Source organism: Streptomyces sp. NPDC058653, from assembly GCF_042716895.1.
Classification (GTDB): Bacteria; Actinomycetota; Actinomycetes; order Streptomycetales; family Streptomycetaceae; genus Streptomyces.
In genome coordinates, this window is the sequence record NZ_JBHXRM010000005.1 from 174,377 (window position 1) to 196,276 (window position 21,900).

18 protein-coding genes are annotated in these 21,900 nt (G+C 70.2%); 10 read left to right on the forward strand and 8 right to left on the reverse strand.

The window, feature by feature from the left end:
• Nucleotides 1-38: 38 nt before the first annotated feature.
• Both ACFWU9_RS06700 and ACFWU9_RS06705 read left to right on the forward strand, forming a co-directional pair.
• Nucleotides 39-593, forward strand: a complete 555-nt coding sequence (locus tag ACFWU9_RS06700; protein WP_384315294.1) for an EF-hand domain-containing protein — start codon at nt 39-41, stop codon at nt 591-593.
• Nucleotides 594-739: 146 nt separating this feature from the next.
• The gene (locus ACFWU9_RS06705) at nt 740-1,963 is read left to right on the forward strand and encodes a hypothetical protein (RefSeq protein WP_384315295.1); all 1,224 of its coding nucleotides are present in this window, start codon (nt 740-742) and stop codon (nt 1,961-1,963) included.
• Nucleotides 1,964-2,054: 91 nt separating this feature from the next.
• On the opposite strand, the gene ACFWU9_RS06710 is transcribed toward ACFWU9_RS06705, so the two are convergent.
• Genes ACFWU9_RS06710 through ACFWU9_RS06735 form a run of 6 tightly spaced genes read right to left on the reverse strand, consistent with a single transcriptional unit; the run spans nt 2,055 to nt 7,862 of the window.
• Nucleotides 2,055-2,840, reverse strand: a complete 786-nt coding sequence (locus ACFWU9_RS06710; RefSeq protein WP_384315296.1) for a thioesterase II family protein — start codon at nt 2,838-2,840, stop codon at nt 2,055-2,057.
• A 58-nt stretch (nt 2,841-2,898) separates the two neighbouring features.
• On the reverse strand, nt 2,899-3,639 hold the full coding sequence (gene fabG / locus ACFWU9_RS06715; RefSeq protein WP_384315297.1) for a 3-oxoacyl-ACP reductase FabG: 741 nt from the start codon (nt 3,637-3,639) through the stop codon (nt 2,899-2,901).
• Entirely contained in the window at nt 3,636-3,893 is a 258-nt protein-coding gene (locus tag ACFWU9_RS06720) for an acyl carrier protein (RefSeq protein ID WP_384315298.1), read from the reverse strand. Before ACFWU9_RS06720 ends, fabG begins: the two co-directional genes overlap by 4 nt.
• On the reverse strand, nt 3,893-4,903 hold the full coding sequence (locus tag ACFWU9_RS06725; protein WP_384315299.1) for a beta-ketoacyl synthase N-terminal-like domain-containing protein: 1,011 nt from the start codon (nt 4,901-4,903) through the stop codon (nt 3,893-3,895). Before ACFWU9_RS06725 ends, ACFWU9_RS06720 begins: the two co-directional genes overlap by 1 nt.
• Entirely contained in the window at nt 4,900-6,039 is a 1,140-nt protein-coding gene (locus tag ACFWU9_RS06730) for a beta-ketoacyl synthase N-terminal-like domain-containing protein (RefSeq protein WP_384315300.1), read from the reverse strand. Before ACFWU9_RS06730 ends, ACFWU9_RS06725 begins: the two co-directional genes overlap by 4 nt.
• On the reverse strand, nt 6,036-7,862 hold the full coding sequence (locus tag ACFWU9_RS06735; protein ID WP_384315301.1) for an AMP-binding protein: 1,827 nt from the start codon (nt 7,860-7,862) through the stop codon (nt 6,036-6,038). Before ACFWU9_RS06735 ends, ACFWU9_RS06730 begins: the two co-directional genes overlap by 4 nt.
• Before the next feature lie 804 nt (nt 7,863-8,666).
• Between ACFWU9_RS06735 and ACFWU9_RS06740 the strand changes: the two genes are divergently transcribed.
• Nucleotides 8,667-9,560 carry a GNAT family N-acetyltransferase gene (locus ACFWU9_RS06740; RefSeq protein ID WP_384315302.1) on the forward strand — a complete coding sequence of 298 codons (894 nt, stop codon included), beginning with the start codon at nt 8,667-8,669 and terminating at the stop codon, nt 9,558-9,560.
• Between the two features lie 93 nt (nt 9,561-9,653).
• Here ACFWU9_RS06740 and ACFWU9_RS06745 read toward each other — a convergent pair whose 3' ends face one another.
• Nucleotides 9,654-10,580, reverse strand: coding sequence for an RNA polymerase sigma-70 factor (locus tag ACFWU9_RS06745; RefSeq protein WP_384315303.1), 927 nt, complete (start codon nt 10,578-10,580; stop codon nt 9,654-9,656).
• Nucleotides 10,581-10,776: 196 nt separating this feature from the next.
• Here ACFWU9_RS06745 and ACFWU9_RS06750 point away from each other — a divergent pair, with 196 nt between their 5' ends.
• Nucleotides 10,777-11,262 (forward strand): carboxymuconolactone decarboxylase family protein, encoded by a 486-nt coding sequence (locus tag ACFWU9_RS06750; protein ID WP_384315304.1) that lies wholly within the window; start codon nt 10,777-10,779, stop codon nt 11,260-11,262.
• A gap of 134 nt (nt 11,263-11,396) precedes the next feature.
• On the opposite strand, the gene ACFWU9_RS06755 is transcribed toward ACFWU9_RS06750, so the two are convergent.
• Entirely contained in the window at nt 11,397-13,223 is a 1,827-nt protein-coding gene (locus ACFWU9_RS06755) for a glycosyl hydrolase family 28-related protein (RefSeq protein ID WP_384315305.1), read from the reverse strand.
• Between the two features lie 688 nt (nt 13,224-13,911).
• Here ACFWU9_RS06755 and ACFWU9_RS06760 point away from each other — a divergent pair.
• The 6 genes from ACFWU9_RS06760 to ACFWU9_RS06785 all read left to right on the forward strand — a co-directional run bounded on the left by ACFWU9_RS06760 (nt 13,912) and on the right by ACFWU9_RS06785 (nt 21,896).
• Nucleotides 13,912-14,568 carry a ThuA domain-containing protein gene (locus tag ACFWU9_RS06760; protein ID WP_384315306.1) on the forward strand — a complete coding sequence of 219 codons (657 nt, stop codon included), beginning with the start codon at nt 13,912-13,914 and terminating at the stop codon, nt 14,566-14,568.
• Nucleotides 14,553-15,641, forward strand: coding sequence for a Gfo/Idh/MocA family protein (locus ACFWU9_RS06765; protein ID WP_384315307.1), 1,089 nt, complete (start codon nt 14,553-14,555; stop codon nt 15,639-15,641). The genes ACFWU9_RS06760 and ACFWU9_RS06765 overlap by 16 nt, the downstream gene beginning before the upstream one ends.
• Nucleotides 15,642-15,710: 69 nt before the next feature.
• The gene (locus ACFWU9_RS06770) at nt 15,711-18,743 is read left to right on the forward strand and encodes an alpha-mannosidase (protein ID WP_384315308.1); all 3,033 of its coding nucleotides are present in this window, start codon (nt 15,711-15,713) and stop codon (nt 18,741-18,743) included.
• A gap of 107 nt (nt 18,744-18,850) precedes the next feature.
• Nucleotides 18,851-19,855, forward strand: a complete 1,005-nt coding sequence (locus ACFWU9_RS06775; protein ID WP_384315309.1) for a hydroxyacid dehydrogenase — start codon at nt 18,851-18,853, stop codon at nt 19,853-19,855.
• A 122-nt stretch (nt 19,856-19,977) separates the two neighbouring features.
• Entirely contained in the window at nt 19,978-20,955 is a 978-nt protein-coding gene (locus ACFWU9_RS06780) for an ABC transporter permease (protein WP_384315310.1), read from the forward strand.
• 5 nt (nt 20,956-20,960) lie between these two features.
• A complete protein-coding gene (locus ACFWU9_RS06785; RefSeq protein ID WP_384315355.1) occupies nt 20,961-21,896 on the forward strand; it encodes a carbohydrate ABC transporter permease in 936 nt (311 codons plus the stop codon).
• The last annotated feature ends 4 nt before the right edge of the window (nt 21,897-21,900 follow it).

Below are 21,900 nucleotides of genomic sequence, written 5' to 3' on the forward strand. Positions count from 1 at the left end.
GTTACGGCGCGTAACGTCACGCCTTTAGGGGGTCGCTCATGGCCAGTGCGTTCCAGGAGCTCAAGCTCAGGGGGATGTTCGCCGCGTTCGACGTGGACGGGGACGGCTATCTGCGCGAGGAGGACTTCAGGGCGCTCGTCGCCCGGTGGAACCGGCTGCCGGGGGTGGACCCGGGGACCGAGCTGCGCACGCGTGTGGAGACCCTGCTGATGGGCTGGTGGGCGGCGCTCCTGGAGACCGGGGACGCCAACGGGGACGGCGCGGTCGACCTGGGCGAAGTGCTGGCGCTCGTCGACAAGTTGCCCGGCATGGTCGCGGACGTCACCGCCACCGCCGACACCGTCTTCGACGCCGTGGACGCCAACGGCGACGGCCGTATATCCCCGGAGGAACACCGCAGGCTCGTCGAGACCTGGAACGGGCGGCCCGTCGATATGACGGGTGTCTTCGACATGGTCGACCTCGACGGCGACGGGCATCTCGGCCGCGAGGAGTTCGCGCGGCTCTGGCGCCAGTTCTGGATCAGCGACGACCCGGCGGAACCGGGCAACTGGCTCTGCGGCCGACTGCCCGACGCCCCGGCGGTCGCCTGATCGGCTACGACGTCGCCGAGGCGTACGGCAGGGCAACTCCGGGAGCCCGTACAACCGTTCGGCGTCCACGACGGTCTGAGTGATCGAAGGACTGTTCTCCTGGAGGACACCCTACGTTTGCCCACACCCGGACAGAGGTTCTCTCCATGCCGATCGCCCCACAGGACCGTCGCGCCTCTCGTACCGCTGTCGCCACGCTGGCTGCCCTCGGTCTCCTCGCGCTGGGCACGGCTCCCGCCGCCCTCGCCGACGAGCCCGGACCCCATCTGGTCCTGGGCGACATCGCCCCCGTCGACGGCGCCCGGCCGGGGGGCCTCCTCGGTCAGTCGGTCACCTTGGTGAACAAGGGCACCGGGGCCGCCGACAAGGTCTGGGTCTCCTATTCGGTCACCCGGGGCCTGGGCTTCCCGGAAGTTCCCTCCAACTGCCAGACGTACCAGATCCCCTCCTACGACGAGATGACCGCCAAGTCCAAGGTGGTGTGCCGGTTCGACCAGACGGTGGGGTCCGGTGCGGGCTACGCGCCCGAGAAGCCCCTGCCGATCAAGGTGCTGGACCGCGCGCTCAACGACGATCTGCGTGTCACCGTCGGGGTCGGCGAGCCGGTGCCGGACGAGAACGCCACGTCTCCGGTGCCGGGCACCGCGCCGCCTGTGAAGCTGGTGGAGCGTCAGCCGGCGGGAGAAGCCACCAAGGAAGCCGTCGATGTGCCGGTGACGTCCGTCAACACGGCCGACTACGAGGTGACGGGAGCCGCCCTGAAGGGCGCCGTCGGCGACACGGTGACGCTGAAGGTCAGTTTCGCCAACGCGGGGCCGGCCTGGGTGCTGACCAGGGAGGGCGACCCCCTCGTCCAGGTACTGATCACGCCCCCCGCCGGCACGTCGTCCCTCAAGCCCCACGGGTACTGCCAGCCCAAGGGGAAGGCGTACGCCTGCGGCACCGGTCAGCGGTGGGTCGACGAGGGCGGGGGAGAGACCTACACCTTCAAGCTGAGGATCGACAAGAAGGTGCCGGGCGCCAAGGGCTCGGTGGCGCTGAGCACCGATGAGCGGCCGTTCGACCCCGACAAGACGAACGACAGGGCCGACATCACGCTGGACGTGACGGGTGGCGGTCCGAGCGACACGACCGGTGGGAGCGGTTCGGGCGGTGCGAGTGGGTCGAGCGGTGCGACCGGAGGCTCCGACGGTACGGCCGGAGGCTCCTCGTCCACCGGTGGCGGCGGGTCGACCACGACCGGCGGCTATCTCGCCGCCACCGGCTCCTCCTCCGCGACACTGCCGGTCCTGGGCGCGGCCGGCGCCGTGGTCGCCGCGGGCGCGGGGCTCCTCGTCGTCGTACGCCGCCGGGGGCAGAGCCCGAGCTGACCCGGCAGACCCGCGGACACAGGCCCCGGACTTCCGGTCCGGGGCCTCCGGTCTTCCACGGCTGCGGTTGTCCGGTTGTCTGCGGCTGCGGTTATCCGCTCTCCGGCCGGGCGGCCGGCAGGGCGAGCACCGTCTCCGTGATGCGCTCGATCAGCGCTTCCCGGTGGTCGTTGAGATAGAAGTGGTCCCCCGGATAGGCGTGCGCCCCCAGGAAGTTGTCCGTCAGCCGGGGCCAGCCGTCCAACGTGTGTCCGGCCATCACCGTGTCCTCGGTCCCCCTGAAGACCGTCAACGGCACCGGCAGAGGCGGTCCGGGCGTGTCACGGTCCCAGGTGTCGGCGAGTCCCAGGTCGCTGCGCATGACGGGGGAGAACGCCTGCCAGAGGCTGTCGTCCGTCAGCAACTTCTCCGGGACGCCGCCCGTGGCCCAGAGCCAGTCCCGTAGCTCGGCGTCGGTCGTCAGACGCCGGCTCAACGGAGGCCCGGACACACCCCGCTGGGGCGAGCGGAAGGACGACACGCCCAGCCACAGCGGCGGTTCGCGTCCCGACTCCACGAGACGGCACGCGAACTCGTACGCCACACGGGCGCCCACGCTGTGGCCGAAGAACGCGAACGGCCGGTCCAGCAGGGGCGTCAGCGCCTCGTCGAAGAACGCCACGAGGTCGGCGCAGTCACCGATGAGCGGGAGGGCCTGCGCGTTCCCCCGGCCGGGCGCGTCCAGCAGACAGATGTCCCAGTCCTCGGGGAAATGACGTGTCCAGCCGCGGTAGAGCAGATGGGAACCACCCGCGTGGTGGAAGAGGAACAGACGCACCGCGGGGTCGTCGACAGGGCGGCGCCGGGTGACGGGGCCGAGTGGGCCTGCTGGACTCACTCGCACCCTCCTCGTCTTCGGGCGTCCGAGCCGTGCGTAAGAAGGCCGGCCATGGTCGTCATATCACCAACCCGCCGTCTATACCGAGGACTTGGCCGGTGATGTAGGAAGCCCGGGTGGAGACGAGGAACGAGACGAGATCCGCCACCTCGTCCGATGTGCCGAACCGCGACAGCGGTATCTGGCCGAGGTACTTCTTCCTCGCCCTGTCGGACACGTCGGCCGTCATCTCGGTGTCGATGAATCCCGGAGCAACGGTGTTGGCCCGTATGCCGAACCGGCCGTACTCCTTCGCCATGGCCATCGTGAAGCCGATGATCCCGGCCTTGGCCGCGGAGTAGTTGGTCTGGCCGACACTTCCGTGCACTCCCGCGATCGACGAGAGGGTCACCAGATTGCCGGCCCGGCGGCTGACCATCCGCTCGATCGCCGGACGGCATATGTGGTAATTGCCGTCCAGATTGGTCGTCAGCACGTCGTTCCACTGGGCGTCCTCCATCGTCGCCAGCGGCTTGTCACGGGTGATGCCGGCGGCCGTCACCACGGCGTCCACCGGACCCAACTCCTCCTCCGTCGCGGCGAGGAAGGCGCGGCTCTCGTCCGCGTCGGTGACATCGACCTGCTGGGCGAAGACCCGCGAGCCGTGGTTCGACGCCACCCGTTCCGTCTCCTTGGCGTCGCCGGAGCGGGAGCGGTAGCAGAAGGCGACGTCGAATCCGTCCTGGGCCAGCCTGGTGACAACGGCGCGGCCTATGCCCCGGGAGCCGCCGCTCACCAGGGCGATTCGTCTTTCGGTCACGCCATCGATCCCTCGGCCAGCAAGGAGTCGACCAGATCGCGCAGTTCGGCGAGGTTCTGTATGGAGCCGATGGCGGAGTCCTTGACCGCGATGCCGTAGCGCTGCTCCAGCCGGGACGAGATCTCCAGCACCATCAGGGAGTCCATCTCCAGGTCCTCGGCGAAGTGGTCGCTGTCACCGACCTCCTCGGGTTCCAGTTCGAGGGACTCGGCGACGAGCGTGCGCAGTTCCTCGACGTCCACTGCTGATTCCATTACGGACTTTCCTTTCGTTCGGTGTCCCCACCGGTCAACAGGAGGGCGGCCGCCGCGTCGTCGCGGTTGCCGCCTCCGGTGAATGCGAGCACTGCTTCCGTTCCGTAGGTCCGTATGTGAACGGCCGCGACCGCGCCCTGGAGCACTCCCAGGGCACCGGAGCAGTCTCCGAGCCGCGCGGTGAGATCCAGGCTCGGCGGCGCCTCGGCGGACGCCGACCGCGCGAGCCCGCCGGTGAGCCGGAGTCCGACGGGCGCGGGCGCCCGGGACTCGATAACCGCGACGGTGGGCGCCAGTTCGGCGCCTCGGGTGTACGCCGCCAGGCGCGCGTAGACGCTCGAACGCCCTGCGGAGGCCTCGGCCGCGGATTCGAGCACCACGGCGCAGGCCACGTCGGGGGCGGTCCCGCCGAGCATCTTGTCGACGTGTTCGGTGGCGGGTTCGACACCGATCACGACCGCCCTGCGGCAGCGCCCCGCCTCGATGAGGTTTCGCGCCCAGTGCAGGGCGTCCAGACCGCTGGTGGCCCCGTTGCAGACGGTCAGGTTGGGGCCGCGCAGCCCGTACCGGATGGCGACCCACCCGGCGACGACATTGCTCGACGTCTGCGGCAGCCCCAGGGGGCTCAGCCCGATGACCGTCTCGCGGGCGATTGTGTCGGTGAAGTCGCAGACCGTCTGCAAGGAGCCCAGGTTGGAGCTCACCACCACGGCGGTGGCGTCGCCTGTCCCCCGGAGGTGTCCCTTCTCGTCGAGAAGGCCGGCATCGGCGAGTGCCTGTTCGGCGGCGTACAGGGCGAGCCGCGAGGCGCGGTCCTTGTGCCGCATCTCACGCCCCTTCAGGGCCGTCGCCGGATCGAAGCCGTCGCAGGGCGGTCGGTCGGCGAGCAGGTCGCCCACCGACCGGAGGCCGGGGAAGGCGAGCCCGACACCCGTGACGACGGTGCCGCGTGCCCCATCGGCTGTCGTGGCGTCGGACTTCGCCGTGTGCGCCGTGGAGGTGTCGTTCACGCCGCCGCCCCGACCAGCGCGACCGCGTTGATTCCGCCCAGGCCGAAGGCGTTGATCTGCGCCGTGGTGATGGTCGCGGCGGTGGCCACGCCCCGGACCAGACCGAGCCCGGCCGCCTGCTCGATCGGCTCGGTGAGGCCGAGCACGGGCGGTACGGTGCCCCGCTGCATGGCCAGGACGGCGACGACCAGACTGAGCAGGCCCGATCCACCCAGCGTATGGCCCGTCATGGATTTGATCGCCGTCATCAAAGGGGCGTCGGCGCCGCTCCTGCCCGCGAACACCTCCGACAGGACGGCGGCCTCGGTCTCGTCGTTACGAGGCGTACCGCTGCCGTGCAGCATCACCAGATCGATGTCGTCCGAGACGACACCGGCACGCCGGTGGGCGTCGAGAACGGCCTGGCGTATGCCCTCGGCGTCGGGAGCGGTGGCGTGCCGGCCGTCGCAGTTCATGCTGACGCCCCTGAGCCGGGCGAGTGGACGCCGGTCGTGCGTACCCGGACGCTGGAGGACGATGGCCACCGCGCCCTCGCCCATCAGCATGCCCTTGTGCGACACGTCGAACGGCCGCAGCTCCTGCGGCGATTCGTTCTGCACCCGGTCCAGCATTCCGAAGGCGCTCTCGGTGATGGAATCGGTGCCGGCGACCACGACCGTGTCGGTCGTACCGCATTCGAGCATGTCGGTGGCGAGCGCCAGCGCGTAGAGCGAGGCGGAGCAGGCGTTGGCGAACGTGTACGTGGTGGCAGCACCGAACGCGTCACGCAGGGCGCCGCCGAAGTGGAGGTCGGAGGGGCTGACCGGGACGCCCTCGGTCCACCACAGTTCGGCGCTGCGCTGCTCCCGCAGGGTCGTACCGACGAGCACGGGCGTCCGGGAGAGGTCCTCGGACAGACCGGCGTCGGCGAGGGCCTGGCGGATGGCGAGGATGAGCCACTTGGTCGCCCGCAGCGGCTCGTCGCCCAGACCCGGGCGGTCGTCGATCTCGTAGGCGTGCCGGGTCCGGTACTTGTCGCTGTCGAAGACCTTGAGCGGGTTGCGCGTCTCCCGCCCCGCGCAGAGCGCGTCGAAGATCTGGCCGGGTGTGCGGCCGATGTTGGCGAGCGCCCCACTGCCGGTGATGTCCCAGGTCATGACTGACTCACCCGCTTCCGCAGCTGGAAGGAGGCCAGCTTTCCGGTGGAGGTGACCGGCAGTTTGTCGAGGAACTCCACCCGTGCCGGGCGCTTGAAGGGGGCGAGCCGGCCGCGGATCGCGGCGGTGATGGAGCGGCGGATCGGTTCGGTGTCGGAGCCGGGTTCGGCGACGGCGTACAGGACCGCCTGTTCCAGTCCGTGCGCGTCGGGCTGGCCCACGACGACGCACTCCCGGACGCCTTCGACCTCCCGTACCACCGCCTCGATCTCGGCCGGCGGGACCTTGTAGCCGCCCAGATTGAGCAGGTCGTCGGCGCGGCACAGGTGGACCACGGTGCCGTCGGCGTTGCGGATCGCTATGTCGCCGGTGTAGACGCCGTCGTCGGCGAACGTCTTGGCGGCGGCGTCGGACCGGCCGATGTAGCCGAGCGCGACCGTGGGCCCGGCGATGTGGAGGCGGCCCTCGACGCCGTCGGCGACGGGCGCGCCGTCGGTGTCACGGATGGTGGCCAGCACACCGGGCACGGGCAGTCCGATGGTCCCCGGCATCGGTCGGCCCGCGGGGGTGGCCACGACGATGTGCAGCACCTCCGTCGCGCCCAGCCCGTTGATCAGGTCGGCCGAGAAGGTGTTCTGGATGCGCTCGCTCAGCGCGGCCGGGAGATGCTCGCCGGCGGCGACGCAGAGCCGCACCGATTCCGTGCGGGGGCCCCAGTCGGAGGTGTCGGCGGCGTCGGCCGTCGCCGCGTACAGGCGCGGCACCGACCACATCACCGTCGGCCGGTACTCGTCGAGCGCGGCCGTCACGCTGTGCAGGTCGACACTGCCGCGCATGAGGACCGCGCGGGCGCCGGCGGCGAGGGGGAAGAGCACCGTCCCGCCGAATCCGTATCCGAAGGACATGCGCGCGGTGGACAGCACCGTGTCGTCCTCGCGCAGTGCCAGGAGCGAGCCGAATCCGGCCAGAGCCGCCACGAGGGCGCCGGCGCTGTGCCGAACTCCCTTGGGCAGGCCCGTACTTCCCGAGGTGTACTGGATCAGCGCCTCGGCGTCCGACGGCCACGGGACGGCGTCGGCCGGAGCGCTGCCGGCGCTCTCGGCGTTCCCGTCGCCGGCCGCGCGGTGCTCGGCGCGGATGTCCTGGCCGGCGATCCGGGAGCGGTCCGCGAAGAGGGTTTCGAGGGCCCGCTGGCGCTTGGGCGCGGCATCGAGATGGATCACGCTCGCACCGCAGTCGTCGGCGATGTAGCCGATCTCCTCGTCGTTGAGGAGGGGGCTGACGACAGCGGGCACGCATCCGTGCCACCACATGCCGAGGACAGCCGCGACCGTGGTGACGGAGTCGTCGGCGACGATCAGTCCACGGGTGCCGGCGGGGATGTCCTTGGCGGCGAGCGTCGCCGCGTACCGTACGACGGCGTCGTGCAGCCCTTGGTAGGAGACGTCGCCGGAATCCGGGTCGGTGTACGCGATCCGCTCTCCGCGCCCCTGGGCCAGGTGGGTCCCCACCAGCCGCCCGACGAGGTCGACGGGCTCCTGCCCGGCGTCCGCACCCGCCGCCGGCCGATCGCCCAGCTTGCCCACCAGGACGGCCGCCGAGTCCTCCACGCAGCGCATGGCCGCGGCGTCGACGGGGCTGAGCTTCACCTTGAACTCTTTCTCGACACGGACGACGACCTCGGTCTTCTCCAGGGAATCGAGGCCGAGGTCTTCGAAAAAGAGAGCGTCGTCCTCGATGCTTGCTTCGTCCGTTTCAAGAACTTCGGCCACGATGGTCCGCAGCCTTTGGAGCGGTGTGCCGATATTCGCTATGTGGGACACGGGTGACACTCCCTCAAAATACTTCACGGTCCGAGGATGGCGACCATCACTTGAGCACATTCTTCAAAACGGCGCGCCGAAGGGCTGGCGGCCTTAACAAGCCATCATCGGACCAGGTCGATCGATACCCTTCCGCACGGATTTCCCAAACGTCGAAAACCGGTCGCCCCGTGACGGTCCCCCGCCGGAGCAAGAGGCTTCTCGTCGGGGGAGCGACACGCGTAAACGCCTGCCTCTTAGTGCACTAAAAACGGAAATACCGGTGTGTGCGGCGACGGGAGAGGGATGGCGGAAAATACTTTCCGAAACCGGGCCCGTGTTGCGTGGCGGCACCATCCACCGCGTCCTGAAAACGTCTGGCAGTGGGCAGGGGAGACATCGGCTGCCGACCCCGCCGTCGAGGCGCCCGCCGAGCCCCCCGCGGCACCGCCCTTTACCGGGCCGAGCGGTGACGTTTCGAGCTCTCCCGTGAATAGGGGGAGCCCGGGACGGTGGCTGAAAGGCGCTTTTGTGCCGGTGGTGGTTGCAAATAGTTTTCGTGCCCCCGCCAGTTAATTCGACTCCCGCTGTCGGGGCAACCCCGGGGCGCGCTGCGAAGGCCTTCGCTTCCTTGAGCGAATTCCGCTGGACGGACCTGAAATCCCATGACCGATCCGGTTCCTCCGCTTTCTTTCCGACGCGCCGGAGCGGTGATACGCGGTCGATGAGGAGGATCGGCGCGCGTCTACCCGGCGGAGCGGATCCGTACGCCGCGAATGCCGTCCTCACTGGCCCCGTGCGGGATTCTCTGACTAGAGTCAGAGAATGGACGCGGCGCAGATCGAACAGGTACGGCGGTTCAACCGCACCGTCGCCGAACGCGTGGGTGTGCTCCACGACCATTTCCTCGGCGGCGACCGGCCCGTCGGCGCGGCCCGGCTGCTCTGGGAGATCGGCGAGGAGGGTCAGGACGTACGGCGGCTGCGTGAGCGCCTCGGGCTGGACTCCGGCTACATCAGCAGGCTGCTGCGGTCCCTGGAGACCGACGGCCTGGTGACGGTGGAGCCGCAGCCCCGGGACAGGCGTGTGCGCACCGTCCGGCTCACCGACGTGGGCCGTGCGGAGCGCGCCGCACTCGACGGCCGGAGCGACGAACTGGCCGGTTCCCTGCTCGAACCGCTCAACACCTCCCAGCGCGCCCGGCTGGTCGCGGCCATGGCCGAGGTGGACCGGTTGCTGACCGCCGCGACCGTCACGCTGGAGCCGGTCGACCCCGCTCACCCCGACGCCGAGCACTGTCTGCGCTCCTACTTCGCCGAGCTGGGGGAGCGCTTCGAGTCCGGCTTCGACCCCGAGCGGAGCCTCCTGCCCGACGCGGGGGAACTCCGGCCGCCGCGCGGCCTGTTCCTGGTCGCCCGGATGCACGGCGCGCCCGTCGGCTGCGCCGGTCTCAAGCTGCCGGCGGGCGCCCCGGCCGAGATCAAGCGCATGTGGGTGGCGCCCGAGGCCCGTGGTCTCGGTCTCGGCCGCCGCTTCCTCGCCGAACTGGAGACACGGGCCGCCCGGCACGGCCGCGAGGTCCTGCGACTGGACACCAACAGGGCGTTGAGCGCCGCGATCGGCCTCTACCACTCCTGCGGTTTCGAGGAGGTCCCCGCCTTCAACGACGAGCCGTACGCCCACCACTGGTTCGAGAAGCGGATCGCGGCGCCGGAGTGACCGCCCACGTCCCGGCGGCCCGAGGTCCCGCCCGGCCCCGACGGCTCACCGGCTGACCGGCTGACCGGCTGACCAGTTGACCGGCCGACCGGCTCACCGGCTGACCGCGGTCTCGCGGTCGACCCGAGAGAGCTTCTCGGGGTTGCGCACCGCGTAGAGCCCGGTGATGAGGCCCTCGTCGATGTGCACCGCGAGGACGGTGTCGATCTCGTCCCCCAGCCGCAGGACGAGCGCCGGACTGCCGTTGATCTGCGCCGGCTGGAGCACGATCCCGGCATCGAGTCTGCCCAGCACATGGGCCACCTTGTCGGCGCCCACGACAGGCGCCAGCGCGGCCTGTACGACTCCGCCGCCGTCGGTCAGCAGGACGATGTCCGGCGCGATCATGTCGAGCAGGCGCCGCGGATCGCCCGTCTCGATGGCCTCCTTGAAGGCCGTGAGCGCCCCACGGGTCTCGGCCGGAGACACGCTCTCGCGCGGCCGGCGTGCCGCGACATGGCCCCGCGCCCGGTGCGCGATCTGACGGACGGCGACCGGGCTCTTGTCGACGGCCTCCGCGATGTCGTCGTAGTCGAGGGCGAAGACCTCGCGCAGCACGAACACGGCTCGCTCGGTCGGCGCGAGGGTCTCCAGGACCAGCAGCATCGCGATCGAGACGCTCTCCGCCAGCTCGATGTCCTCCGCCACGTCCGGGGCTGTCAGCAGCGGCTCGGGCAGCCAGGGGCCGACGTAGGACTCCTTGCGCCGCCGGAGGGTACGCAGCCGGGTCAGCGCCTGCCGCGTGGTCATCCGGACCAGATAGGCCCGCTTCTCCCGGACCGCCTCGAAGTCGACGTCGGCCCATCGCAGCCAGGTCTCCTGGAGGACGTCCTCGGCGTCGGCGGCGGAGCCGAGCAACTCGTAGGCGACGGTGAACAGCAGGTTGCGGTGGGTGACGAACGCCTCGGTGGCGGGGTCCACGCTGTTCTCACGCGTGAGGTGCCCGGCTGTGTCGGTCGTCCGCTCGCTGCGTTTGTCCATAGTCGGCTCCCGCCTGCTCGCTCTGGGCCGTGTCACGCACAAGAGGCCGCTCCCGATCGTCTTGTGACACCCAGGACCGGTGGCCTACGTCACATCGCCAGGCTGTCACAGGGACCGGGCGGGCGGCATCTCGTGTTCGCCGGACACCGGGCGGACGATCCGCCCGGCGCATGGCCCCACCAGTGAGGACGCAGTCATGGAACCCCGTACGAACCTCTTCTCCCACGAGACCGGTGCCAAGATCGGCAAGCGTGTCTACGCCGTCAGCCAGGTGATCCGGGAGTCGCCGCTGCCCAAGCCCGTCCAGGAACTGGTGCAGCTGCGCGTCAGCCAGCTCAACGGGTGCGGCTTCTGCGTCGACATCCACACCAAGGACGCCGCCGCGGCGGGCGAGAGCTCGACCAGGCTGAACCTGGTGGCCGCGTGGCGCCACTCCACGGTGTTCACCGAGGCCGAGCGAGCGGCGCTGGCGCTCGCCGAGGAAGGCACCCGCCTCACCGACGCCTTCCAGGGGGTGTCCGACGACACCTGGGCCCGGGTGGTCACGTACTACGACGACGAGCAGGTCGTCGCCCTGGTCGGGCTGATCGCCATGATCAACGCGACCAACCGCATCGGCGTGATCCTGAACAACCGGGGAGGTTCCTACGAGCCCGGAGAGCTCGCCACCCTCGCGAGCTGAACCGCCGGTCGCCGCACGGCAGCCGTGACCGGGTCCGTACGCGGCACGGCACCCGCACCGCACGGCACCCGCACCGCACGGCTCGGCCCCGGACTGTCGGTCCGGGGCCGAGCCGTGCGCGGGCCGGCGAGCCCTCAGCCGGTGATCTTGAACGTGGAGGCCGAGTCGTTCCTGGTGGCGACCTGACCCGGGCGCAGATTCCGCACCGTGTTGCCCGTGAAGGTCCCGGTGCCGGTGACTCCGGTGTTGACCCAGATCCCATGGAGGGCCGGACCGTCGATCGTGTTGTTCCGCAGGACCGCGTTGACGTTCTTGCGGTCGATCTGGAGGCCGGCGCGCAGGGAGCCGCGGATGACGTTGTCGGTCAGGGTGGCGTTCGTGTACGCGTTCGGGAACAGCGAGGTGGCGCTGGGGGAGCCGATCCGTACCCCGTGGCGTACGCCGTTCCAGCCACCGCCGCCGATCAGGACGTTCCCGCTGACCGTCGCGGACTCCAGGGGGTGCCCGGTGTCGCCGAACACGGCGACGTCCAGCGCGCTGTTGGACGACACGCTGTTCACCAGGTTGTTCCTCATCTCGATGTCGCGCCCGCCGGCGATCCGCAGACCGTTGGCCCACCAGGGCGCGACCGCCGTGTTGTTGAGGATCTTGGCACCGCTCAGCTGGCCGTTGGTCCCGGCCGCTCCGGCGTCGGAGTACACGGCGTACGAGTCGTCACCCGTGCCCCGGGCGAAGTTGTTCTGGACGGTGATGTTGAGGCCGAGCTTGTCGGGGTTCTTCGTGTTGCCGTTGTTGATGTTGAATCCGTCGCCGTAGGTGTCCGCGGTCCGGCTGTTACGCGCGATACCGCCGGTGCCCGACAGCCAGTTGGCGTCGATGTGCCGCGTCCAGATCCGGTCGAGCAGCCAGCCACCCGCACCGCTGGCGTTGAACCCGTAGTCCGAACCTCCGGTGCCGCCGATTCCCCGCCAGATCGCGTTCGCGTCGACCTGGAGGTCGGTGACCGTGGTGCCCGAGCCCACCAGGATCTGCGAGCGCCAGGAGTTGGCGGGCAGCGGGACCTTGCGATACAGCGTGGTGTGCCACATTCCGGCGCCCTGCACCTTGACGCCGGTGAAGTCCAGCGGCTTGGAGACCAGGCTGTTGGTCAGGTACTTGCCCTTCGGGATCCACACCGACTTGTTCTGCTGCCGGGCGGCGTTCACCGCGTCCTGGATGGCGACCGTCGAATCCTTCGAGAAGTTCGGGTCGGCGCCATGGCTGACGACGGAGACGGAGTTGGCCGGCTGGGCCGGTGCGGCGCCGACGTTCTCCAGATCGACGGAGTCGATGTCGTAGACGGCGGCCGTGTTGGCGGCGTCCTTCTTGAGCATGAGGGTGCTGCCGGGGGCGATGGCGGCACCGGTGACCCAGACGGGGAACTCGTTGTAGAAGCGGTAGGGCATCCCGCCCGCGCTGGGGTCGTCCGGGTTCGTGGTCGCCTCGCGGTAGTTCCACGCCTGCGCCGAGCTCAGCGAGATGGCCTGGCGGAACGTGCCGTTCACATAGAGGTTGAGCGACGCGGTGATGCCGCCGCCCTTCGGCGCGTCCGGAATCGACGCGCGGACCACGAGGGTGTTCGCGCTCTTCCCCGAGCTGTTCGGCAATGTCACCGACTCACCGGTGGCGTTCAGTTCGACGAGCGAGTAGCCCGAGGCCTCCGTCTCCAGCGTCGCCTTGGTCGGTGCCGGGTCTCCCGGTTTGACGGAGCGGACCGCGGCGCCGCCGCCGAGCGTCCCGGACTCGGCCTCGACCGTGACGAAGGGTGTGGTGGCACCGGCCGCGGCGACCGCCGCCGCTCCCGCTTCCGTCAGCGGCAGCGCGTCGCCTTCCTCGGCGCCCGGGAGGAAGAACAGGGCCCCGGCGGCCAGCACCGCCGTGCCGGAAAGCCAGGTCGAGACTCTGCGGACTCTTCGATGCATGTGTCACCTCTTGGTCGGATTTGACGCGGGGCGGGATCGACGGGCCGCGAGCGGATGCTCGCCCAAGGCGCTCGGTCCGAACGTCGCCGACGAAGATGCGGAAGTCGCCGCCGCGACAGGTCCTGTGACATCCCGGGCACGCCTGGCACTCTGTCGGTGGTGGGGGGCGGGCGCTGCTGACGGCGTGGGTGTTTCCGTCATGTAAATCCATCGAGTTGGGTTAGTCAATACGTTAGACAGTGCGAACGCGGCGGCGGGGAAAGGCTTTTGGGCAAGCGCCCAGGTTTTGGGGCGACTTGACGGAGCGTGGGTCCGGCGCGGCGATTCGCGGTGATTCGCCGCGAGAGCCATGCGGTGAGCCCGTCGGAACAGGTCTGACCAGGTTCGCGTATTCGCTGAGGCCGCCCGGTGGATGGGTCCGTCGTGACCGGCCGCCGGGGCCGCGCGACGATCGCCGTCCGCCGGGCCCCGCCCTGAAGCGCTGACCAGCGAGCCGTTCTCTCCTCGGAGTTCGTCCAACATATTGACAAACTTCAGTAGGGGTTCTTACGTTCACATGGCAGCCGGTTCACCGCCGGTCACCCACGGCCCGAGCGGCGGCGACCGCCTCGCCCCGGCCCCCCGGACGATCTCACCCGACCCGAACGCCGTACCTCCCCTGCGGCGCCGATGGGAGCGTGCAACCACCTTGACCAGCGACAACCGGCGAGCACTCGTCGTCCGCGGCGGCTGGGACGGACACCAGCCCGTCACGATCAGCGACGGATTCGTCCCGTTCCTCAAGGAGCGGGGATACACCGTCGAGACCTCCGAGGACCTCGCCGTGTACGAGGACGCGGAGCGTCTGGCCGCCACCGATCTGATCGTGCAGTGCTGGACGATGGGGACCCTCACCCGGGAGCAGAGCACGGGTCTCGCCGCCGCCGTACACGCCGGGACCGGACTCGCCGGCTGGCACGGCGGCATCATCGACTCCTTCCACGATCACGGCTACCACCTGCTGACCGGCGGGAAGTTCGTGATGCACCCGCCCGGTTTCCACGACCACACCGTGCGTCTGCTGCCCGAGCGTGCCGACCACCCCGTCATCGCGGGCCTCGACGACTTCGCCGTACACACCGAGCAGTACTGGGTGCTCACCGACCCACACATCGACGTCCTCGCCACCACCACCTTCCCCGCCGACGAACTGCACGACCGGCCCGCGGTGATGCCCGCCGTCTGGACCAGGACCTCCGGCGCGGGACGGATCTTCGTCTCGACCATCGGCCACAAACCCGACGACTTCGACGTGCCGGAGGTCCGCACGCTGACCGAGAGGGGGCTGCTGTGGGCGAGCCGCTGAGGATCGGCGTCGTGGGCGCGGGAAAGATCAGCGGCGCCTACCTCGCCACGCTGCGCGATCTGCCGTCCGTACGGCTCACCGCCGTCACCGACCTCGACCTGAGCCGCGCGTCGGGCGTCGCGGAGCAGGCCGGGGCGGATGTGGCCGTGGCGGAGTCCGTCGCGGCGCTCGTGGCCAGGGACGACGTCGACGCCGTACTCAACTTGACGATTCCGGCCGCGCACGCGGAGGTCGCCCTCGCGGCGCTCGGCGCGGGCAAGCATGTGTACGGGGAGAAGCCCCTCGCGGCCGACCGGCAGGAGGCCGACGCCGTACTCACGGCGGCGCGCGAGGCCGGACTGCGGGTCGGCTGCGCGCCCGACACCGTCCTCGGCACCGGAACCCAGACCGCGCGCAAGGCGGTGGACGACGGCCTGATCGGCACGCCCGTCGCCGCCACCGCCTTCATGACCGGCGCGGGCCACGAGCGATGGCACCCGGACCCGGAGTTCTACTACCGCCCGGGCGGCGGCCCCCTGCTCGACATGGGGCCCTACTACCTCTCCGCGCTGGTCCATCTGCTGGGCCCGGTCGTCCGGGTGACCGGAGCGTCGTCCCGGCCGCGTGAACGGCGCACCATCGGCAGCGGTCCCCGCGCGGGACAGACCTTCCCGGTGGAGGTCGACACCCATGTCACCGGCGTCCTGGAGCACGCCGGCGGCGCCCTGTCCACGCTCGTCATGAGCTTCGACGTCCACGCCGCCCGGCTGCCGCGCATCGAGGCGCACGGCACCGAGGCCTCGCTGTCCGTACCCGACCCGAACAACTTCGACGGCGCCGTGGAGATCAACACCGGTAGCGGCTGGGAAACACTGCCCCCGTCCGCCGGCCACCCCGGAGCCGGGCGAGGCGTCGGCCTCGACGATCTGGCCGACGCCCTGTCCGAGGGGCGTCCGCACCGGGCCTCGGCCGAACTCGCCGCGCATGTCCTCGACACCATGCTCACCCTCATGGACGCGGCGGAGCAGGGCCGGGCGCTCCCGATCACGAGCACCTGCGAGCGCCCCGCCCCGGTGAGGGCCCCGGACCGCTGACCGACACCCCGCCGGACCGCGCCACTCTCGACTGCCCGCACCCGCTCGCAGCAACAGGAGACCCCCTTCATGCACGACGACCGGAAGCTGGTCGAAGCACGTCTGGAACGCGTCCTCAGGGAGCGCATCCGGCCGGCCGTCCACCCCGTCACCACCCCCCTGGCCGTGGAGATATGGTCCACCGCGGGCGAACCCGTCCCCGTGTCGGAGGGGCTGACGGCACCCACCGCGCCCATCGCCCCCGGCACCCCGTGGGGCCTGCCGTGGGGCACCAGCTGGTTCAAGGTCACCGGCACCGTCCCCGCCGAGTGGTCGGGCCGTACCGTCGAGGCCGTACTCGATCTCGGATTCACCCCCCGGACCCCGGGATTCCAGTGCGAGGGCCTCGTCCATCTGCCCGACGGCACCCCGGTCAAGGGACTCCACCCGCGCAACTCCCACGTCCGCGTCGGCTCACCGGTGAGCGGCGGGGAGCAGGTCCACTGGCGTATCGAGGCCGCGTCCAACCCCGACATCGACGCCGGCGGAGTGCCCTTCCAGCCGACACCGATGGGCGAGAGGGCGACCGCGGGCGACGCACCCCAGTACGTGCTCGGCGAGATGCGGCTTGCCGTCTTCGACGAGACGGTGTGGGACCTGGTCATGGACCTGGAGGTCCTCGGCGAGCTGATGGCCGAGCTGCCGCTCGACGGCGCGCGCCGCTGGGAGATCCTGCGCGCGGTCGGCCGCGCGCTGGACGCGGTCGACCTCCAGGACGTGAACGGTACGGCCCGGGCCGCGCGTGACGAACTCGCCGGTGTACTGGCCTCGCCCGCCGCCCCCGCCGCGCACCGCATCAGCGCCGTCGGGCACGCCCACATCGACTCCGCCTGGCTGTGGCCGCTGCGCGAGACCGTCCGCAAGGTGGCCCGTACCGCGTCGAACATGACGGCCCTCCTGGAGGAGGACTCCGACTTCGTCTTCACCATGTCGCAGGCCCAGCAGTACGCCTGGATCAAGGAGCACCGGCCGGAGGTGTACGCCCGCGTCAAGAAGGCCGTCGCGGACGGCAGGTTCGTGCCCGCCGGCGGGATGTGGGTCGAGTCCGACACCAACATGCCGGGGTCCGAGGCGATGGCCCGTCAGTTCGTGCACGGCAAACGCTTCTTCATGGAGGAGTTCGGCGTCGAGAACGACGAGGCGTGGCTGCCGGACACCTTCGGCTTCGCGGCGGGCCTGCCGCAGATCATCAGGGCGGCCGGCTCCACCCGGCTGCTCACCCAGAAGATCTCCTGGAGCCGCACCAACACCTTCCCGCACCACACGTTCTCCTGGGAGGGCATCGACGGGACCCGTATCTTCACCCACTTCCCGCCCGTCGACTCGTACAACTGCGAGATGACGGGCCGTCAGATCGCCCACGCCGCAAGGAACTTCAAGGAGAAGGGGGTGGCGACGCGCTCGCTCGCGCCGACCGGTTTCGGGGACGGCGGAGGCGGCACCACCCGCGAGATGGTCGCCAAGGCCGCACGGATGCGCAGTCTGGAGGGCGCGGCACGCGTCGAGTGGGAGGCCCCCGCCGACTTCTTCGCCAAGGCCGAGGCCGAATACCCCGATCCGGCCGTCTGGGTCGGCGAGCTCTACCTCGAACTGCACCGCGCCACGCTCACCAGCCAGGCGGGCACCAAGCGCGGCAACCGGCGCAGCGAGTCACTGCTCAGCGAGGCCGAACTCTGGGCCGCCACGGCGGCGGCGCGCACCGGCACGCCGTACCCTTACGAGGAGTTGGACCGGATCTGGAAGACGGTGCTGCTGCACCAGTTCCACGACATCCTGCCCGGCTCGTCCATCGCCTGGGTGCACCGCGAGGCGCGCGCGACCTACGCGCGCGTCGCCGAGGAGCTGGACGGCATCATCGCGGGCGCGCAGCGCGCACTCGCCGGCGACGCCGCCGGTGGCCGCGAGCTGACGTTCAACTCGGCCCCGCACAAACGCTGTTCGGTCCCGGCCGGAGGCGCGTCGGCGCGCACCGCGCAGGGCGACGTGGTCACCCCCGCCCCACGTGAGGGAGGCGGCTACGTCCTCGACAACGGCCTGCTGCGGGTCGAGATCGACGGCCGGGGCCTGGTGGTCTCCGCGTACGACCGCACCGCGGACCGGGAGGCGATCGCACCCGGAGGGGCCGCCAATCTCCTCCAGCTCCACCCCGACTTCCCCAACCAGTGGGACGCGTGGGACGTCGACGCCTTCTACCGGAACGTCGGCAGCGACCTCACCGACATCGCCGAACTGGGGCTCGAAGGCGGCTCGGTACGTGTCGAAAGGACCTTCGGCGCCTCGCGGGTCACCCAACTGCTGTCGGTCCCGGCGGACGCCAAGAGGCTCGACATCGACACGGAGGTGGACTGGCACGAGAGGGAGCGCTTCCTCAAGCTGGCCTTCCCGCTCGACGTGAAGGCCGACCGGTACGCCTCCGAGACACAGTTCGGCCATGTCTACCGGCCCACCCACCAGAACACGAGCTGGGAGTGGGCCAAGTTCGAAGCCTGCAACCACCGCTTCGTGCACGTCGACGAACCGGGCTGGGGCGTCGCGCTCGTCAACGACGCCACGTACGGCCACGACGTCACCCGTACCGTACGGACCGGCGCCGACGCCGGTACGACGACCACCGTGCGCGCGTCCCTCCTGCGCGCCCCCCGCTACCCGGACCCCGAGACCGACCAGGGCCTGCACCGCTTCCGGCACGCACTCGTGCCGGGCGCCACCATCGGTGACGCCGTCCGCGAGGGCCACCGCGCCAACCTGCCCGAGCGCCGGATCACCGGATCCGCCACGGAGGTCGCGCCGCTGGTGAGTGTCGACAACGACGCCGTCGTGATCAGCGCGGTCAAACTGGCCGACGACCGCAGCGGCGACCTGGTCGTACGCCTCTACGAGGCACACGGGGGCCGGGCCCGCGCCACGGTCCGCATCGACACCTTCGCCAGCGGCCGGGCCGTCCTCACGGATCTGCTCGAACGCCCGCTCCCGGACACCGAACCGCCGGCCGCGGCCGACGGCGGTGTCGTACTCGCCCTGCGCCCGTTCCAGATGGTGACCCTGCGGCTGCCACGGGCCTGACCCGGGGCCGCCCAGGGACGGGCGGCCGACCCCATGTGTCCGCGTGAAGAACCGAACGCCGTCAAGGACCAGCGCAGATCAGCACGGAACGAAAGAGGAACCGTCGCATGACAGCCGGAGCCGCACACCCCGAACGCCCCAGGGCCGTATGCGTCATGGACCCCGTGGCCGCGGAGCTCGTACTCCCCGCCGATCTGCGCGAGCGGCTCGCCGGACTGGTCCGGCTCGACCCCGCTCCCGCCGGGTCCGGCCCGGCGGGGGCGCTCGGGGACGCGGAGATCCTCGTCAGCGGCTGGGGGTGCCCCCGCCTGACCGCCGAGGTCCTGGCGGAGGCACCCCGTCTGCGCTTGGTGGCGCACGCCGCCGGCAGCGTCAGATCGCTCGTCGGCGACGCTGTCTGGGAACGCGGGATCGCCGTGTCGTCGGCCGCCGACGCCAACGCCGGTCCCGTCGTCTCCTGCACCGTCGCCCTCATCACCCTCGCCGCGCGCCGCACGCTGACCCTGGCGGCCGGTTACGCCGGCGGATGGCCGGACTTCCCCAGCCGTTCGGGCGCCGACCGGCTCACCGTCGGGATCATCGGCGCCTCGCGCATCGGGCGCCGGGTCGTCGCCGAGCTGGTCGGCTCCGACGCCGACTACCGGGTACTGCTCTACGACCCGTACATCACGGACGAGGAGGCACGGCGGCTCGGCGCCCGGCGGGTCGAACTCGCCGAACTCTGCCGGCGGTCGGCGGTGGTCAGCGTCCACGCCCCGCTCCTTCCCGAGACCACGGGCCTGCTCGACGCCACGATGCTCGCGCTCATCCCCGACGGGGGCGCGCTCGTCAACACCGCCCGCGGGGCCATCGTCGACACCGGGGCGCTGACCGCCGAATGCGCGTCCGGACGGCTTGAGGCGTACCTCGACGTGACCGCCCCCGAACCCCTGCCGCCCGGCCACCCGCTGCTGTCGCTGCCCAATGTGCTGGTCACCCCGCACATGGCCGGCGCACAGGGCAGCGAGGTACGACGGCTCGGAGAGTACGCCGTTGCCGAGGTCGCCCGATGGGTGGCCGGCGAGCCGCTGCTCGGCGAAGTGCCCCGCGAAGCGCTGCCGCGCCTGGCCTGACGGCCGGCCCCGGCACCACCACAGCATCGGACAAGGAGGCCGGACCGCCCATCGAACTTCCGCATCTCGCGACCCCGGGGGTGGCCGAAGACGCCCGTCTCCCGGTGAAAGGGCTCCACAGCATGACAACTCTCGAACAACCCGCCGCCGCCCCGGCCGAGAAGGCCGGGCCGGCGGAGAAGGGCCGGCTACGGAGGCCGCGTCCGCGCCGCCGCCGGGACATGGCCCTGTTCTGGTTCCTGATACCGGGCATCGTGGTGATGCTCGTCTTCCACTACATCCCGCTGCTCGGCAACGTCATCGCGTTCCAGGACTACCAGCCGTACATCGGAATCCTGCACAGCCCGTGGAGCGGGTTCGACAACTTCGAGGTCATCTTCAACGGTGACCAGCAGTTCCTCCACGCGCTCGTCAACACCCTCGAACTGACGCTGATCCAGGTCGTGTTCGTGTTCCCCGCGCCCATCCTCCTGGCACTGGCCCTGAACAGCCTCGTCAGCGAGCGCGTGAAGAAGTGGGTGCAGAACGTCCTGTATCTGCCGCACTTCCTGTCCTGGGTGGTCGTCGTCTCCCTCTTCCAGCAGATGCTGGGCAACAACGGCATGCTCAACCTCTTCCTGAGCGCCCACGACATGGGGACCTGGAGCATCATCGGCAACCCCGAGATGTTCAAGACGCTGCTCACCTCCCAGGTCATCTGGAAGGACACCGGCTGGGGCACGATCCTCTTCCTGGCCGCCCTGTCCCGTGTCGACCACAACCTCTACGAGGCCGCCGCCATGGACGGCGCCAGCCGCTGGCGGCAGACCTGGCACGTCACGCTGCCCGCGCTGCGCGGACTGGTGATCCTGCTGCTCATCCTGCGCCTGGGCGACGCCCTGTCCGTCGGCTTCGAGCAGATCCTGCTCCAGCAGCAGGGCATCGGCCTGGAGAACAGCGAGGTCATGGACACCTATGTCTTCAACCACGGTCTGATAGGCGGGGACTGGGGCGTGAGCGCCGCCGTCGGGCTGGTCAAGGGGATCGTCGGAGTCGCCCTGGTCCTGGGCGCCAACAAGGTCGCCCACCTGTTCGGCGAGGAAGGCGTGTACCGCTCATGACAACGATGTCTCCCGTACATCCCGCCCGGCGCAGGCCGCCACGCAAGGCCTACAGCGCGATTCCCGGCGAGACCCCCGGCTCCCTGCCGTGGCGCTCCCTCAAGTCACTGATCCTGCTGGTGTGCGTGATCCTGGTCGTCCTGCCCTTCGTGGCGATCATCGCGACCTCGCTCGCCGACGCCGACCAGGTCAACAAGGCCGGTGGCTATGTGCTCTGGCCCGACGACATCACCTTCTCGTCCTACCGGGCCCTGCTCTCGGGCGGCCTGGTCTCCAAGGCCATGCTCGTCAGCATCGGCGTCACCGTGGTCGGCACCGCCCTCAGCCTCGTCTGCTCCATCATGCTGGCGTACGGGCTCAGCCGGCCCGGCTCCTTCGGGCACAAGCCCGTCCTCATGCTGCTGCTGATGTCCATGCTGTTCGCGCCGGGCATCATCCCCAGCTATCTGATGGTCAAGCAGCTCGGCATGATCAACAGCTACTGGTCGCTGATCCTGCCCACCATGATCAACGCGTTCAACGTGATCGTGCTGCGCTCCTTCTTCATGAATCTGCCCAAGGAACTCATCGACGCGGCCCGGATCGACGGCGCCTCCGAACCGAAGATCCTGACGAGGATCGTGCTCCCGCTGTCCAAGGCGTCCGTCGCCGTCATCGGACTCTTCTACGCGGTGACGTACTGGAACGCGTTCTTCAACGCCCTGCTGTACATCAACGACGCGGCCAAGTGGCCCATGCAGCTCGTGCTGCGGACCTATGTCGTCAACAACGCGGCACTCAGCGGCGGTCAGGTCGACGTCGCCGCCGGCGCGCCACTGCCACCGGCCCAGTCGCTGCAGGCCGCGATCCTGGTGCTCTCGATCGTGCCCATCGTGATCGTCTACCCCTTCCTGCAGCGGCACATGAACAAGGGCGTAATGCTCGGAGCGGTGAAGGGATGAGGAC

Excerpts from the sequence above, each read along its gene's own strand:
- ACFWU9_RS06700 (WP_384315294.1), top strand. The coding sequence starts at position 39 with ATGGCCAGTGCGTTCCAGGAGCTCAAGCTCAGGGGGATGTTCGCCGCG.
- ACFWU9_RS06705 (WP_384315295.1), top strand. The coding sequence starts at position 740 with ATGCCGATCGCCCCACAGGACCGTCGCGCCTCTCGTACCGCTGTCGCC.
- ACFWU9_RS06720 (WP_384315298.1), bottom strand. The coding sequence starts at position 3,893 with ATGGAATCAGCAGTGGACGTCGAGGAACTGCGCACGCTCGTCGCCGAG.
- ACFWU9_RS06730 (WP_384315300.1), bottom strand. The coding sequence starts at position 6,039 with ATGACCTGGGACATCACCGGCAGTGGGGCGCTCGCCAACATCGGCCGC.
- ACFWU9_RS06740 (WP_384315302.1), top strand. The coding sequence starts at position 8,667 with ATGGACGCGGCGCAGATCGAACAGGTACGGCGGTTCAACCGCACCGTC.
- ACFWU9_RS06745 (WP_384315303.1), bottom strand. The coding sequence starts at position 10,580 with ATGGACAAACGCAGCGAGCGGACGACCGACACAGCCGGGCACCTCACG.
- ACFWU9_RS06750 (WP_384315304.1), top strand. The coding sequence starts at position 10,777 with ATGGAACCCCGTACGAACCTCTTCTCCCACGAGACCGGTGCCAAGATC.
- ACFWU9_RS06755 (WP_384315305.1), bottom strand. The coding sequence starts at position 13,223 with ATGCATCGAAGAGTCCGCAGAGTCTCGACCTGGCTTTCCGGCACGGCG.
- ACFWU9_RS06770 (WP_384315308.1), top strand. The coding sequence starts at position 15,711 with ATGCACGACGACCGGAAGCTGGTCGAAGCACGTCTGGAACGCGTCCTC.
- ACFWU9_RS06775 (WP_384315309.1), top strand. The coding sequence starts at position 18,851 with ATGACAGCCGGAGCCGCACACCCCGAACGCCCCAGGGCCGTATGCGTC.
- ACFWU9_RS06780 (WP_384315310.1), top strand. The coding sequence starts at position 19,978 with ATGACAACTCTCGAACAACCCGCCGCCGCCCCGGCCGAGAAGGCCGGG.
- ACFWU9_RS06785 (WP_384315355.1), top strand. The coding sequence starts at position 20,961 with ATGTCTCCCGTACATCCCGCCCGGCGCAGGCCGCCACGCAAGGCCTAC.